The organism is Stenotrophomonas sp. GD03958 (assembly GCF_029839005.1).
Lineage (GTDB): Bacteria > Pseudomonadota > Gammaproteobacteria > Xanthomonadales > Xanthomonadaceae > Stenotrophomonas > Stenotrophomonas hibiscicola.
In genome coordinates, this window is the sequence record NZ_JAOBZT010000012.1 from 64017 (window position 1) to 79416 (window position 15400).

Annotated in this window: 13 protein-coding genes; 9 read left to right on the forward strand and 4 right to left on the reverse strand. The window is 67.1% G+C overall.

What is annotated here, in order from left to right; translation table 11 throughout:
* The first annotated feature begins 60 nt into the window (after window positions 1-60).
* A complete protein-coding gene (locus N5C25_RS05950) occupies window positions 61-2592 on the forward strand; it encodes a methyl-accepting chemotaxis protein (protein WP_058978712.1) in 2532 nt (843 codons plus the stop codon).
* 78 nt (window positions 2593-2670) lie between these two features.
* Here N5C25_RS05950 and N5C25_RS05955 read toward each other — a convergent pair whose 3' ends face one another.
* Entirely contained in the window at window positions 2671-3057 is a 387-nt protein-coding gene (locus tag N5C25_RS05955) for a DUF2628 domain-containing protein (RefSeq protein ID WP_019660750.1), read from the reverse strand.
* Window positions 3058-3270: 213 nt separating this feature from the next.
* Between N5C25_RS05955 and N5C25_RS05960 the strand changes: the two genes are divergently transcribed.
* The gene (locus N5C25_RS05960) at window positions 3271-3441 is read left to right on the forward strand and encodes a hypothetical protein (RefSeq protein WP_186008938.1); all 171 of its coding nucleotides are present in this window, start codon (window positions 3271-3273) and stop codon (window positions 3439-3441) included.
* A 57-nt stretch (window positions 3442-3498) separates the two neighbouring features.
* On the opposite strand, the gene N5C25_RS05965 is transcribed toward N5C25_RS05960, so the two are convergent.
* On the reverse strand, window positions 3499-5541 hold the full coding sequence (locus tag N5C25_RS05965) for a TonB-dependent receptor (protein ID WP_279936604.1): 2043 nt from the start codon (window positions 5539-5541) through the stop codon (window positions 3499-3501).
* A gap of 494 nt (window positions 5542-6035) precedes the next feature.
* Between N5C25_RS05965 and mdoH the strand changes: the two genes are divergently transcribed.
* The 5 genes from mdoH to hemC all read left to right on the forward strand — a co-directional run bounded on the left by mdoH (window position 6036) and on the right by hemC (window position 11911).
* Window positions 6036-7961 (forward strand): glucans biosynthesis glucosyltransferase MdoH, encoded by a 1926-nt coding sequence (gene mdoH, locus N5C25_RS05970; RefSeq protein WP_058978707.1) that lies wholly within the window; start codon window positions 6036-6038, stop codon window positions 7959-7961.
* A gap of 50 nt (window positions 7962-8011) precedes the next feature.
* On the forward strand, window positions 8012-8671 hold the full coding sequence (locus tag N5C25_RS05975) for an alpha/beta hydrolase (RefSeq protein ID WP_251102863.1): 660 nt from the start codon (window positions 8012-8014) through the stop codon (window positions 8669-8671).
* Window positions 8672-8674: 3 nt separating this feature from the next.
* Window positions 8675-9718 (forward strand): sensor histidine kinase, encoded by a 1044-nt coding sequence (locus N5C25_RS05980; protein WP_058978703.1) that lies wholly within the window; start codon window positions 8675-8677, stop codon window positions 9716-9718.
* 10 nt (window positions 9719-9728) lie between these two features.
* The gene (locus N5C25_RS05985) at window positions 9729-10460 is read left to right on the forward strand and encodes a LytTR family DNA-binding domain-containing protein (RefSeq protein ID WP_279936605.1); all 732 of its coding nucleotides are present in this window, start codon (window positions 9729-9731) and stop codon (window positions 10458-10460) included.
* Window positions 10461-10999: 539 nt separating this feature from the next.
* Complete coding sequence (gene hemC, locus N5C25_RS05990) at window positions 11000-11911, forward strand: hydroxymethylbilane synthase (protein WP_058978700.1); 912 nt, start codon at window positions 11000-11002, stop codon at window positions 11909-11911.
* Between the two features lie 117 nt (window positions 11912-12028).
* Here hemC and N5C25_RS05995 read toward each other — a convergent pair whose 3' ends face one another.
* A complete protein-coding gene (locus N5C25_RS05995) occupies window positions 12029-12805 on the reverse strand; it encodes a DUF481 domain-containing protein (RefSeq protein ID WP_019660743.1) in 777 nt (258 codons plus the stop codon).
* 107 nt (window positions 12806-12912) lie between these two features.
* Entirely contained in the window at window positions 12913-13515 is a 603-nt protein-coding gene (locus N5C25_RS06000; RefSeq protein WP_279936606.1) for a hypothetical protein, read from the reverse strand.
* 80 nt (window positions 13516-13595) lie between these two features.
* Between N5C25_RS06000 and N5C25_RS06005 the strand changes: the two genes are divergently transcribed.
* Window positions 13596-14567: a YafY family protein gene (locus tag N5C25_RS06005; protein ID WP_058978695.1), complete on the forward strand. Its 972-nt coding sequence runs from the start codon at window positions 13596-13598 to the stop codon at window positions 14565-14567.
* A 26-nt stretch (window positions 14568-14593) separates the two neighbouring features.
* Window positions 14594-15388: a MetQ/NlpA family ABC transporter substrate-binding protein gene (locus N5C25_RS06010; RefSeq protein WP_058978693.1), complete on the forward strand. Its 795-nt coding sequence runs from the start codon at window positions 14594-14596 to the stop codon at window positions 15386-15388.
* Window positions 15389-15400 lie beyond the last annotated feature (12 nt).

Consider the following 15400-nt stretch of genomic DNA (forward strand, 5'->3'; position numbering starts at 1 on the left):
GCGCGCCTGCGCGGTGTCCTCGTGACGCCGGTCGTCCTGAATTGCCTTGCGGACCCTCCCATGCCCTCTTCCCGCTCCGCCACTGCCCATCGCCCGGGCAGCATCGCCCACAAGCTGATGCTGGGCACCGCTGTGATCGCGCTGCTGTGCTTCGGCCTGACCGCGTTCCTGATCTACCGGCAGGCCAGCGCCAGTCTGATCAGCGCCTCGCGCCAGACCATGACCAGCGAGGCCAACGCCGAGGCGCGCCAGGTGGCGGCTGATCTGGGCACCGCCTTTGCCAGCAACGATGCCATGGTTGAAAGCGTGCTGGCCCAGCGTGCCCGTGGCGACGTGCCCGACCGCGCCAGCCTGGCGGCGGTGCTCGGCGAACAGCTGCGTGCTCATCCGCAATGGCTCGGCAAGAGCACCATGTGGGAGGCCGATGCCTTCGACGGCAAGGATGCGGAGTTCGTCAATACCGAAGCACACGATGCCACCGGCCGTTACATGAGCTACTGGGCCTGGCAGGACGGCAAGCCGCAGCAGTCGGTGATGACCGATTACACCGAGACCGCCAGCGGATCAGGCGACTGGTACATGGGGCCCAGCCGTGACAAGCTGCCCAAGGTCAGCGAACCCTACGCCTATGACATCGCCGGCCAGAAGGTGCTCATGAGCACCCTGAGCACGCCGATCATCGAGAACGGCAGATTCCTGGGCGTGTTCACCGTGGACTTCTCGCTGGCGGCGTTGCAGAAGCACCTGGCCACGCTGAAGCCGATGGGGGCCGGTCGTGTCGAACTGCTGTCGCCGAAGGGTGTGGTGCTGGCCTCGGCCAATGCCGCCGAGATCGGCAAGCCGCGCAGCGACGCGCAGACCCGCAGCATGCTGGCCGACATTGCCGCCGACCGTCCGTTCGAGGCCTTCACTCCGGATGCGGCCGGCAATGTGCGGGTGTATGTACCGCTGCGGGTCGGCGATGCGCCGCAGCGTTTTGCCCTGGGCGTGGTGATGCCGCACGCGGTGATCGTGGCTGAGGCACGCCAGCTGCTGTGGCTGACCCTGCTGGTCGGCGTGATCGCCGCGCTGAGCCTCAGCGCCGGTGTCCATGTACTGCTGCGCCGCCTGGCGATCCGCCCGTTGGCCGAAGCGGTGCGCGTGGCCGGTGATGTCGCGGCCGGCAAGCTGGACAGCACGCTGCCGGCGCGCAGCAACGACGAAGTGGGGCGCCTGCTGGACGCGATGCAGGGCATGCGTGGGCAGTTGCAGTCAGTGATGGCTGCGCAGGCCGAAATGGCGCGCCGCCACGATGCCGGGGAACTCAGCTACCGCATGGATGCTGCGGCGTTCCCGGGCGAGTACGGCCGCATGGTGGCCGACAGCAACCAGCTGGTGGCCTCCAGCAATGCGGTCACCCAGCGCCTGGTCGAGGTGATGCAGCGCTACGCCGTGGGCGACCTCAGCGTGGACATGGAAGCGCTGCCGGGCGAGAAGGCGGCATTCACCGCCGCGATGGCAACCACCAAGGGCAACCTGGCCGCGATCAACGAGCAGATCCAGCAGCTGGCCGCCGCCGCCGCTGCCGGCGATTTCGCCGTGCGTGGTGATGCGCTGCGCTTCGAGCATGATTTCCGCCGCATGGTGGAGACCCTGAACACAATGATGCAGGTCAGCGACCACAACCTGGCTGCACTGTCTACGCTGCTGCGCGCGATCGCCGCCGGCGACCTCACTGCGCGCATGCAGGGTGAGTTCCACGGGGTGTTCGCGGTGATGCGCGACGATGCCAACAGCACCGTGCAGCAGCTGACTCAGATCGTCGGACAGATCCAGCAGTCGGCGGCCAGCATCCGCCTGGCCGCTGGCGAGATCGCGGCCGGCAACAGCGACCTGTCGCGCCGCACCGAACAGCAGGCCGCCAACCTGGAAGAAACCGCCGCGTCGATGGAGGAACTGACCTCCACCGTGCGCCAGAATGCCGACCACGCGCTGCAGGCCAACATGCTGGCCGGTTCCGCAGCGGGCGTGGCCAGCGAAGGGGGCGAGGTGGTCAGCCAGGTGGTGCAGACGATGCAGCAGATCGAAGCCTCGTCGCAGCGCATCGCCGAGATCATCTCGGTGATCGATGGCATTGCGTTCCAGACCAACATCCTGGCATTGAACGCGGCGGTGGAAGCCGCGCGCGCCGGCGAGCAGGGCCGTGGCTTCGCCGTGGTCGCCAGCGAAGTCCGTGCGCTGGCGCAGCGCTCAGCGGGTGCCGCCAAGGAGATCAAGGAGCTGATCGACGCTTCGGTGGCACAGGTCGGAGCCGGTGCGCAGCTGGTGCACGGTGCCGGACGCACCATGCAGGACATCGTCGGTCAGGTCGGCCGCGTCAATGAGATCATGGCCGAGATCTCGGCCGCCTCGCGCGAACAGTCGGCCGGCATCGAGCAGGTCAACCAGACCGTGGTGCAGATGGACGAAACCACCCAGCAGAATGCTGCACTGGTGGAGGAAGCCAGTGCAGCAGCCCGCGCGATGGAGGAACAGGCCGAGCAGCTGGCGGTGGCGGTGTCGCGCTTCCGCCTGCAGGCCGGGCCGATGGCCGCGGCACGCCGCGCGGCCTGAGCCAGAAAACGAAGACGCCCGGCGGGGGCCGGGCGTCGCTTGCATCCTTGCCGCGCATCCCTGCGCAGGTCTGATGGCTCAGAACATGCCTTCAAACGGGTTCCAGCTGGTGCGCCCTTCCACCTTCTCCAGGTAGTAGCTGTAGTTGGTGCTGGAGGCGACCAGCAGGTTCATGGCGATGAACAGCATGCGCCCGACAACGTCGGGAAGGAACATGGTGATGATGGCCAGCACGATGTTGATGCCGATCACCACCAGTGCCTTGCGCCACATGCCAAGGATCAGCAGGTAGATGGCGCCGAAGAACAGCGCGAAGAAGTTCAGGTTGATCTTCAGGCGGTCACCAAAGGACAGCGCCTTCCAGGCCTGCTTGAAGCCGGGGTTCTTGGGGGCGCCGTGCTGGCGGAAGAAGTTGAAGCGGAACTGCCACTTCGGGCTGAACTGGGACAGGTCAGTGGTATTCATTGGGGAAACATCCCTGTGAGAAAACGTTTTCATGATAGGACAAGTCCTATTCAGGATCCAAGCGGTGCCGTCAAAAATGTGACGCCTGCCTTGTTCCGACGGTGCGGCCCGGCGCCGCACCGTCACCCGCCCGCCTTGTTTTTAGGTTAGGGTGCGCAGTTCCGCTGCCGCCGCGGTTGACCCCGGCGGCGGCGGGATGTCCATGGAGGTTGCATGACCACAGCTGCTACACCGGAAAACGCACCGGGGCCGGTGCTCCTGCCGACACCTGAAGTGGTGCAGGCACAACAACTGCTCGCGCGCCAGCAACTGGCGGTGGCGATGGACCGTGCGCGCACGACCGCCACGCGGGACGCGGCGCCGGCCGCGCTGGAAAGCGAGTAATCCGCCACCGTTGATCGCGCTGGCATCACGCCAGCGCGATCATGGCGCGCGCGGGGCTCAGAACCGTGCGGTCATGCTGAGGAAGTAGCTGCGCCCAGCGACGAAGTAGTCGGTGGATCCTTCGGCATATAGCGTCTTGTCGGCCAGGTTGCTGATGCCACCGCGCAGGGTCAGCACCTCGTTGACGTTAAGCGCTGTGGTCAGGTCATACAGCGTGTAGGCCTTGAGGAAGGTCGTCGCCGTGCCGGTCTGCCTGCCGGTGTACTGCGCCGACAGGCTGCTGGAAAACACCGTGTTGGGCGTCCAGTCCAGCGACGAATAGCCGGAGAATTCCGGCGTATCGATCAGGTTGCGGCCGGTAGTCAGGTTCCTGGCTTCCTTCATCCAGGTTGCCGAGGTGCGCCAGCGCCAGTGCTCGCCGAAGCGGAAATTGAGGTTGCCTTCCATGCCGCTGGTGCGTGCGCGCTGCACGTTGCTCATCCGTGTCCACCAGATGCCGTTGAACCTGCCCAGCGGTGCGTACTCGATCTTGTTCCTGAAGTCGGTGTGGAAGTAGGTCAGGCCGGCATCGACCAGGTCGTTGTCAAAGCTGATGCCGATCTCGCGGTTGGTGCTGGTTTCCGGGTCCAGGTCCGGGTTTCCGGCCATGTAGCAGCCGCCGCGGGTATAGCCCAGCGGGATCAGCGAGGTGCAGCCACGGCCCCCGGACTGGGTGGCGGCGCTGGGCGAGTTCTCGGTCAGGCTGGGCGCGCGGAAGCCCTTGGAAACGCCACCGCGGATGGTCCATTGCTCGGCCGGATGCCAGACCAGGTAGGCGCGCGGGCTGACGTGGCCACCGAACTTCTCATGGTGGTCCAGGCGCGCGCCCAGGGTCAGTGCCAGGGTGCGGTGCAGCTTCAGTTCGTCTTCTACGAACAGGGCCCAGGTATCCACTTCCAGATCGGAACCGCTGACGGCATTGCCGGCATAGTCGATCGGCGCGCGGCCGATGGTATCGGTGTTGGTCAGTTCCTGGCGCTTCCACTGGCCGCCCACGGCAAACTGGTGTTCAACGCCGAGGGTGAACGGCGTGGTCAGGTTGCCCTCGATGATCGTATCTGTTGCTTCGGAACGGCCGGTAGCACCGATGTCGTTCCTGTACTCGGTCCAGTACGCACTGATCTTCGAATTGCCGAAGCTCCACTTGCCATCGTGGTTGAGCGCCAGCGAGCTGCGCTTGAGCTCGCTGGCACCCCACGCGCTTTCATCCCGCTTTTCCAGCGACGCATCGATGAAGGCCTGCTGCACGCCATGGCCGGCTTCCAGCGACAGCGCCTGTGCGTCGCTCAGGTTCCACTGCAGCAGCGCGTCGACATTGCGGTCCTTCTCGCCCGCATAGGCATTGCCGTAGACACCGCCGTTGGAGCGGTCCGAATCGCGGCGCATGCTGTTGGCGCCGATGCGCAGGCCAAAGCGCTCGCCGAGCGGGCCGGAGAACGTTCCGCCGATCTGCTGGGTATCGCCGCGCTTGCCGTCAGCGGGGCGGGTGTAGCTGTGGGTGGCGCTGCCGCTCCAGTCATCACCGATGCGCTTGGTGATGATGTTGATCACCCCGCCCATGGCATCGGAGCCATACAGCGACGACATCGGCCCGCGCACCACTTCGATGCGTTCGATCTGCTCCGGCGAGATCCAGTTCAGATCCTGACGGCCGAGGTCGGGGCGGTAGTTGGTCGACGCCGAGCTGCCCATGCGCTTGCCGTCCACCAGCACCAGCGTGTAGTTGGACGGCATGCCGCGCAGCTTGATCTTGGACTGCTCGCCGACCGCGCTGAGGCCACCGGTCACGCCCGGCACACGGCTGAGCAGGGTGGCCAGGTCGTGCACCGGCTGACGTTCGATGTCCTCGCGGCTGATTACGCTGATGCTGGCCGGCGCATCCTTGATCCATTGCTGGTTGCCCGCGGCGGTAACCACCACGGTATCCAGATTCGTGGTGGAGGCATCGGCGCTGGCCTCTGCGGCAGCCATGCCGGGCAGGCCAAGCAGGCAGGCGGCGGCCAGGGCGCTGGCCAAGCGGGTGCGCGGCGGGCGCGCGGGACGGGAACGGGACAGGGGCATGATGGCTTCCATCGGAGGAGGGAGACCCGGTGGAGGCAGCAGGCGCACGCAGACAGCGGGCAGCTCCCTTCCATGGGTCGTACGGCGCCGGGGCTGGAACCGGCGCAGCTGGGTGGGTTTTGACCGTGCGGACGACGGCAACCTGCCTGGTTCATGAAATGATAACCGTTCGCATTTGTTACGATCCAGTACAGGAGGCGACGAGGTGACATCCGATACCTGGCTGCCAGACTCGCCTGCTGTTTGCTGAATGGGGATAAATCCCGGCGTAGGCCTTCGCACCCGGCTTACATCCGGCGCCCTAGACTGGGCCGCATTTTCGATTCCGCCCCGTTGGAGATCGTGTGGGTTCCGGTAGTGACAGACAGCGACTGCGCGGCGTGAGGCCGACGCAGCCAGGACAAGTGCGGGCGCCGGGAAAGCGCGCCGGGAACCTTGGTGCATGCAGCCCGGCCGGGATGGCCGGCCGTGCCGACCGCGCGGAGTAGGCGGCAATGGGGGTGCAGACCATCCATGCGGAAGCGGATACGCCCCGGCTTGATGCCGGCTGGGCGCTGCTGCCGGTGGAATCGCCGTTGCAGATGCCCGAGCAGACCCTGCGCGAGGGCCATCTGAAGGTTCGACGCCACCGCACCTCGCCGCGGCTGATCGGCCTGCGCCGGTTCTACATCTTCGGCGGCACGCTGGCGATGACCGCCATCGCTACCCGGATGATGTGGCGGGTGCTGTCGGCCAATGGCATCAGCGTGCTTGAAGCCTGCCTGCTGGTGCTGTTCGTCGGCCTGTTCGCCTGGATTGCGCTGTCGTTCGCCAGTGCCGTGGCCGGCTTCCTGACGGCGGTGTTCGACCGGGGTTACCGGCTGGGCATCGATCCGGACAAGCCGCTGCCTACGGTACACAGCCGCACCGCGCTGCTGATGCCAACCTACAACGAAGACCCGCGCCGCCTGCTGGCGGGCCTGCAGGCGATCTACGAGTCGGTGGCGGCCACCGGCCAGCTCGACCGCTTCGACTTCTTCGTGCTCAGCGACACCCGCCGCGAGGACATCGCCGGTGCCGAGGAACAGGTGTTTGCCGAACTGCGCGAGCGTGTACCTGATGGCCGGGTGCGGCTGTTCTACCGCCGCCGTGGCGACAACAGCGGGCGCAAGGCCGGCAACATCGCCGACTGGGTGCGCCGCTTCGGCGGCGCCTACCCGCAGATGCTGATCCTGGACGCCGACAGCCTGATGACCGGCGACAGCATCGTGCGCCTGGTGGCCGGCATGGAACACAACGCCGACGTCGGCCTGATCCAGACCCTGCCGTCGGTCATCGGTGGCCGTACCCTGTTCGCGCGCATGCAGCAGTTCGGTGGCCGCGTGTACGGGCCGGTGATTGCGCGTGGCGTGGCCTGGTGGCATGGCGCCGAGAGCAACTATTGGGGCCACAATGCCATCATCCGCACCCGCGCCTTCGCAGACCACGCAGGCCTGCCAGCGCTACCAGGACGCAAGCCGTTCGGCGGCCATGTGCTCAGCCATGACTTCGTCGAAGCGGCGCTGATGCGGCGTGGTGGCTGGGCCGCGCACATGGTGCCCTACCTGGGTGGCAGCTACGAGGAAGGCCCTCCGACACTGACTGACCTGCTGGTGCGCGACCGCCGCTGGTGCCAGGGCAACCTGCAACACGGCAAGGTGGTCGGCAGCCGTGGCCTGCACTGGATCAGCCGCACGCACATGCTGATCGGCATCGGCCATTACTTCACCGCGCCGATGTGGGCGATGCTGATGCTGATCGGCATCGCCATTCCATTGTTCCAGGAAGGCATTGATTTCAACGCCCTGCTGCACCTGTCGCCCAGCGTTTACTGGCGCGCACAGGACGAAGAACAGGTGGTTCGCCTGTTCGCTGCCACCATGGCCGTGCTGCTGCTGCCCAAGGTGCTGGGGTACCTGGCAATGCTTCTGGAGCCGGTCGACCGTCGTGGCTGTGGTGGCGCGATCCGCGCGTTCGTTTCGATGCTGGTGGAAACCGTACTGGCCGCGCTGATGGCGCCGGTGGTGATGTACGTGCAGTCGCGCGGCGTCGCCGAAGTGCTGTCCGGGCGCGATTCCGGCTGGGACGCGCAGCAGCGTGACGACGGTGGTATCTCGTGGCTGGCGCTGATCCGCGGCTATGGCGGCCTCGGCGTATTCGGTGCCTTCATGGGCGTGCTGGCCTGGGCCGTATCGCCGTCGCTGGCCGCGTGGATGGCGCCGGTGGTGATCGGCATGGTGCTGGCGGTCCCGGTGGTGGCGCTGACGTCATCGCGCGGGCCGGGCGCCTTCCTGCATCGGCTTGGCCTGCTCGATATCCCCGAAGAGAACATCCCGCCGCCGGTGCTGGTACGCGCTGCACAGCTGCGCCGGGAAGCGGCCGAACAACCGCCGCTGTACTGATCGCCCCGCGGCAGCGGCATAATGCGGCTCGAACTTGAAGGAGCCACATCATGCTGCAAACGGTGGAACAGGAAACCGGCGCCTCGCCGCAGTGGTCGGTGATCTGGCTGCACGGCCTTGGCGCCGACGGTCACGACTTCGCGCCGATCGTGCCGGAGCTGGTGCGTCCGCACTGGCCAGCGCTGCGCTTCGTGTTCCCGCATGCGCCGGTGCGGCCGATCACGATCAACAACGGCGTGCCGATGCGCGGCTGGTACGACATCGTCGGCATGGATTTCCGCTCGCGCGCCGACATGGCTGGCGTGCAGGACTCGGTACTGCAGCTGGATGCGCTGATCGCGCGTGAGATCGAGCGCGGCATCGCTCCGGAGAAGATCTTCCTGGCCGGTTTCTCGCAGGGTGGCGCGATCATCCTGACCGCCGCACTGTCACGCACGGCGCCACTGGCCGGACTGATTGCACTGTCCACCTACCTGCCCGAGGCCGAGAGCGCCAAGCGCGCTGACGGTGCGGTGCAGGTGCCGGTGTTCATGGCCCATGGCAGCAACGACCCGGTGATTCCGCAGGCGGTGGCCGTACACAGCGCGCAGGCCCTGCAGGCGATGGGCCTGGAGGTGGAGTGGCACAGCTATCCGATGGCCCACCAGGTCTGCGCCGAAGAAATCCAGGCGCTGGGTGACTGGTTGCAGGAACGCCTGGGCGCTGCCTGAGCCATGTCACCGGCCAGCGCCCCGCCGTGGATGCCGGAACTGTGCCGCCTGCCGCGGCTGGCGGCGATGCTCGGCCTGGCCGAGCTGGTGGTGGTGGTACTGGCGCTGGCGCCCGACGGTAGCCGTCACTGGACCTTCGGCGAACTGCTGTCGGCCAGCGGCTTCGCGTTGTGGCTTGCGCTGGCGGTGACCGCCAGCCTGTGCCTGCTGCGGCAGGCGCTGTCGAGGCTGCCGCAGGTGCTTGGGGCTGTGGCGGCCATCGCACTGGCGACACTGATCGCCGTGGTCTGCGCCGGCATCGTGCATGCGCTGTACGCGGTGCTGGGCGACAACTTCGCCCGCGGCATCAGCTTCTGGCGCTTCACGCTGGGCAGCGCGGCCACCACCGCGCTGATCACCGCGCTGGCCCTGCGCTATTTCTACGTGAGTGACCGCTGGGCCGCGCAGGTGCAGGCCAACGCACGCGCACAGGCCGATGCGCTGCAGGCGCGGATCCGCCCCCATTTTCTGTTCAACAGCATGAACCTGATCGCCAGCCTGCTGCATCGCGATCCGGCGGTGGCCGAGCGTGCGGTGCTGGACCTGTCCGATCTGTTCCGTGCTGCCCTAGGCGCGGGCGAGGGCGATTCCACCCTGCGTGACGAATGCGAGCTGGCCGAGCGCTACCTGTCGATTGAATCACTGCGCCTGGGCGAGCGTCTGCAGGTGCGCTGGCAGCGCGATGAGCCGCTGCCCTGGAATCTTCCCCTGCCTCGCCTGGTACTGCAGCCGCTGGTGGAGAACGCCGTGCTGCATGGCATCTCGCGGCTGCCCGAGGGCGGCACCATCGAGCTGCAGCTGGTGCGCGAGGGCAACGAGCTGCAGATCTGCGTGCGCAACCCGGCGCCCGACCCGCAGGCGCCCGGACTGGCCCTGGCGCGCGGTGCCGGCCATGCCCAGCACAGCATCGGCCATCGGCTGGCCTGGCGTTTCGGCAGCGCCGCGCGGATGACGGCTGGCTGGAGCGAGGGCTACTATGCCTGCCAGGTGACAGTGCCGATCCAGTGAGGGAGCGATCGTGAGGGTAGTCATCGCCGATGACGAACCGCTGGCGCGCGAGCGCCTGCGCAGCCTGTTGGCCGCGCAGGACGGCGTGGTCGTGGTGGCCGAGGCCGGTAACGGCGAGCAGGCCCTGCACGCGTGCGCGGAGCTGCAGCCGGACCTGGTCCTTCTGGATATCGCCATGCCCGGGCTGGATGGCCTGGAAGCGGCCCGTCATCTGGCCAGCTTCGAACCCCGGCCGGCGGTGGTGTTCTGCACCGCCTACGATGCGCATGCGCTGTCGGCGTTCGAGGCTGCGGCGATCGACTATCTGATGAAACCAGTGCGCGCCGAACGCCTGGCGGCGGCGATTGCACGCGCACGCACGTTCCTGGCCGGCCGTGATGGCCAGCCGCAGGACCATCGTGGGCAACAGGCACGGAGCATGCTGTGCGCACGCCTGCGCGGCAGCCTGCGCCTGATTCCGCTGGACGACATCCACTACCTGCAGGCCGAAGAGAAGTACGTGGTGGTGCACCACGCACGTGGAGAAGACTTGATCGAAGAGTCACTGAAGTCGCTGGAAGAGGAGTTCGCCAGCCGCTTCATCCGCATCCATCGCAACTGCCTGGTGGCACGCCATGAGCTGGTGGAGCTGCGTCGTGGCACGGGCGGCCAAGTGCAGGCGATGCTGCGCCATGGCAAGCAACCGCTGGAAGTCAGCCGCCGCTGCGTGGCGACGCTGAAGCAGGAACTGCGGCATCTGTGAGTGGTCCGCGCGGCCTGCGGCCGCGACTGCTTTCAGGTCAACAGCAACAGCAACTTGGTCGGCTCTGTATTGCGGCGGGTGTGGCGGAACGGTGTGGACATGCAGGGGACGCCGTGAACCCATCCATTGGGGCTTGGTCGCCGCATCCATGCGGCTCACACCCCTGCATGCCCACACCGTTCCGCCTTCGACAGATTTCAGCGTCGGACGGCAAAGGTATTGTTGTTATCGGAGGGGTAGAGAAATGTAGAGTCGAGCCATGCTCGACTTAGAGCGAAGCGACCCGCTGTTGCTCTGCTTTCTTTTGATCTTCCGTGGCTGGCGCACACGGAAACTGTCAGAGGCCGGGCGGGGTGGGCTGCGCAGGGGCGTGAGCCGCATGGATGCGGCGACCGAGCTTACATGGACGTACTTGCAGCGGCCCCTGCGCAGTCCATCCCGCCCGGCCCAGCACGGCTGTTGCTTCAACCATACCCCCAGCCAGCCACGAGGGGCTCCGCAGTTGGCCGTATCCGCGCCGGAGGCGCGATAATGACCGGATGGAAACCGTCCGCATCGCCACCCGCAAGAGCCCGCTCGCCCTCTGGCAGAGCGAACACGTCGCCGACCGCCTGCGCCAGGCCCATCCCGGCCTGCATGTGGAACTGGTGCCGATGAGCACCCGCGGTGACGAGGTGCTCGACCGCTCGCTGGCCGCGATCGGTGGCAAGGGCCTGTTCCTGAAGGAACTGGAGCTGGCCATGCTGCGCGGTGAGGCCGACTGCGCCGTGCATTCTTTGAAGGACGTGCCGATGGAACTGGACGAGCCCTTCGCGCTGCCGGCAATCCTGCCCCGACACGATCCGGCCGATGGCTTCGTGTCCAACCTGTACGCCTCGCTGGACGCGCTGCCGATCGGTGCGCGGGTCGGGACCTCGTCGCTGCGTCGCCAGGCGCAGCTGCGCGCGCTGCGCCCGGACCTGGAACTGCTGGACCTGCGCGGCAACGTCAACACCCGCCTGGCCAAGCTCGACAATGGTGGCTACGACGCCATCGTGCTGGCCGTGGCCGGCCTGGAGCGTCTGGGCCTGGGTGAGCGCATCGTCGCGCGCCTGCAGCCGCCGCAGTGGTTGCCGGCCCCGGCGCAGGGCGCGGTGGCGGTGGAGTGCGATGGCGGCAATGCGCACCTGAGGGCGCTGTTCGGCCAGCTTGATGACGCGGCTACCCGTGCCTGCGTGGAAGCCGAGCGGGCAATGAACCGTGCGCTGCATGGCAGCTGCCATGTGCCGGTGGCGGCCATCGCGCAGTGGCAGGGCGACGACCTGCACCTGCAGGGGCTGGTTGGCAGCGCCAGCGATGGCCGTGCGGTGCGTGCCGAGGCGGTGGGCCCGGCCAATGCCCCGGAAGCGCTGGGCCAGCGCGTGGCGAACATGCTGCTGGATGCCGGTGCCGGCGAACTGCTGAACGTCTGAACCATCGCAGGTAGTGCCGGCCGCTGGCCGGCAACCTCGTGCCCCGATTGAATGCAGTTGCCGGCCAGCGGCCGGTACTGCCGAAAGCAGAACGGGCGCCGTAGGCGCCCGTTCTGCTTATTTGAACTTGTAGACCACGTTCATCGTGGTCAGCGTATCGGTCTTGCGCTTGTCGACAGCGACGTCGCTGTTGTAACGCGCCTGCCAACCGGCCTTCAGCGCCAGGTGCTCGTTCATGCTCACCGACACGCCGAAGTCGTTCTGGCCGAAGGTGTTGTACGAACCGGACTCGACCAGCAGCGTGTTCACCAGATCGGTGTTGTCGGTCAGCGAGTACTTCATGTCGAACAGGCCACGGCCGATCATGCCGGTGCGGGTGCGGTCGTCCTCGGTGCTGTGGGTGCGGCGCACACCGGGACCGATCTGCGCGTCGAACGAGAAGCGCTCGGTGTTCCACAGGCGGGTGCCGTAACCCAGGCCGAACGAGCTCTGGCGGTCGTAGGTGGCGAAGTCATCGCGCTCGGTACGCACCGTGGCGGTCAGCTGGCGGTGCTCGCCCAGCTGCAGCGCGCTGCCGGCACTGCCGGTGTAGCGATTGGCCGTGGTGTTGTTGCGGCGGGTGGTGGTGCCGTCATCGCGGGTCTCGGTCACCTTGGAGCTGGAGCGCAGGCCGGCCAGGTCCATGCTGTGAACCCAGTCGCCGTCGGTGTAGCGAAGGCGCAGGCGGCCGTTGAAGCTCTCGGTGCTGCTGTTGCCGCGTGCCGAAGCGAAGCCGAGCTCGCCGCCACTGCCGCTCCACGGCGAGGACATCGCCGCCAGTTCGGAGGCATCCTGTGCGTACGCGAGCGGCGCGCACAGCAGCAGGGGGATCAGCAGGGACACGCGCAGGAACATCGGGACTACTCCGAAGCGGTTGACAGCCGGTGATGATACTGGAAGCGTGATGGCGGTCCGAATCGATCCAAACGCCCGCTTCAGCAGACGTTGCCGCGACCGCCCATTCAGGGCAGATCGACGCGCAACGCCGGGTCGTTGAAGCGCGAATAGCGCAGCCGCAGCTGGAAACTGCGGCCATTGCTGCTGCCGCTGCGCACGATCTGGCGTGGCAGGCCCTGGGCATCCACCCAGTACTCCAGGCGTTCGCCGGGCTGGTTTCCGCGCAGCCGGTAGTGACGGGTCTCGACCCCGTCCAGCGCCTGGCTGCCGAGATCTTCGGCCTTCAGGTCGGCGGGCAGGGGGTCGGCCGGCAGCGGGTTGCGCCACTGCTCGAGCAGGCCGGGCGGGGCCGGCACCTGGCGGATCGCACCGTCGGCCTGCAGGAACAGGGTGTCGCCGATGATGGTCTGCGGCCCGGCCGGGGTCTCCACCCGGAAACGGTCGGGTGCAACGAAGTCCATGGCGCTGCGTACCCGCTGCGGCGCGCCCAGCACTTCCAGTTCGGCGTGGAAGCTGCGCAGGGCGGCGAAACGCTGGCTGGCGCCCAGCACCGCCTGTGCCGGATCGGCGGCGGGTACCGGGGCCTCGGTGCCCGCCGGCGCCGGCGCGCGATCGCAGGCGGCCAGCAGCAGGCAGGCCAGCAGGGACAGGGCAGACAACCGGCGCATCGGGCATTCCATGGGGTGGGGGCGACCACGATAGCCCAAACGTCCCACACAAGACCCGCGACTCGGACATAATCGGGGGCATGGACCGATACGAACGCATCACCGCCCTGCATCGTCTGCTCAAGTCCGCACGCTATCCGGTGACGGTGGCGACCCTGCAGGACAAGCTCGGTTGTTCCCGTGCCACCGTCTACCGCGACCTGGCCTTCCTGCGCGATGCGCTGATGGCACCGATCGAGGGCGACGGCGAAGCAGGCTTCCGTTACCAGGCCGACGAGAGCGACCGCTTCGAACTGCCTGGCCTATGGCTCAGCTCGGAGGAGCTGCATGCCCTGCTGGCTTCGCAACACCTGCTGGCGCGCACCGGCGGTGGCGTGCTGTCTTCGGTGCTGGCGCCGCTGCAGCAGCGCATCGAGAGCCTGCTGGCGGCCCAGGCGGGCGTGTCCAGCTGGCCGGTGGACCGCGTGCGGGTGATTCCGCACCGTGGCCGCAAGTTTGACGAAGGCAGCTTCCGCAGCGTCGCATCGGCCGTGCTGGAGCGCCGCCAGCTGGCGTTCGAGTACCGTGCCCGTTCCACCGACGAGCCGACCAAGCGTACCGTCTCGCCGCAGCGCCTGACCCATTATCGCGACAACTGGTACCTGGATGCCTGGGACCATGACCGCGAGGCGCTGCGCAGTTTCGCCGTGGACCGCATCCACAAGGCACGGGTGATCGACAGCACCGCCCGCGATGTCGCCGACAGCGAGCTGGACGAGCAGCTCGGCGCCAGCTATGGCATTTTTTCGGGTGCGCCGAAGGGCTGGGCGACCATCCTGTTCAGCGCCAAGGCCGCGCGCTGGGTGGCCGACGAGCACTGGCATTCCAAGCAGCAGGGCCGCTTCCTGGCCGATGGCCGCTACGAACTGAAGGTGCCGTACAGCGTCTCGCGCGAGCTGCTGATGGACGTGCTGCACTATGGTTCGGATGCCGAGATCATCGAGCCGATCATGCTGCGCGAGCAGGCCAAGGCGCTGCTTGAGCTCGCCCTGAGCAACTACGACAACTCCTGACATTCCCCCCGAGAACCCTTCCGCCCATGAAGAAGACCCTGTTGCTGCCCCTGCTCGCCGCTGCGCTGGCCCTGACCGCCTGCGGCACGTCCGGCGAGCCCTCGCAGAAGCTGGTGGTGGCCGCCACGGCCGTGCCGCATGCCGAGATCCTCGAGGTGGTCAAGCCGATCCTCAAGCAGGAAGGCGTGGACCTGGACGTGCGCGTGTTCAATGACTACGTGCAGCCCAACGACCAGCTGGTGCAGAAGCAGGTGGACGCCAACTACTTCCAGACCGAGCCGTACCTGGATGCCTACAACCGCGATCGCAAGACCGATCTGGTGAAGGTGATCGGCGTGCACATCGAGCCGTTCGGCGCCTATTCGCGCAAGGTCAAGTCGCTGGCCGAGCTGCGCGAAGGCGCAGATGTGGTGATCCCGAACGACCCGAGCAACAACAGCCGCGCGCTGATCCTGCTGCACAAGGCCGGCGTGATCGAGCTGAAGGATCCGGCCAACGCGCTGTCGACCCTGCGTGACATCACCGCCAACCCGAAGAACCTGAAGTTCCGCGAACTCGACTCGGCGATGCTGCCGCGCGTGCTGGACCAGGTGGACCTGGCACTGATCAACACCAACTACGCGCTGGATGCCGGCCTCAACCCGACCAAGGACGCTCTGGCGATCGAGAGCAAGGATTCGCCCTACGTGAACTTCCTGGTCGCGCGCCCGGACAACAAGGACGACGCCCGTGTGCAGAAACTGGCCAAGGCCCTGACCAGTCCGCAGGTGAAGGCCTTCATCGAGACCAAGTACAAGGGCGCGGTGCTGCCGGCGTTCTGACCGTGTACTGAC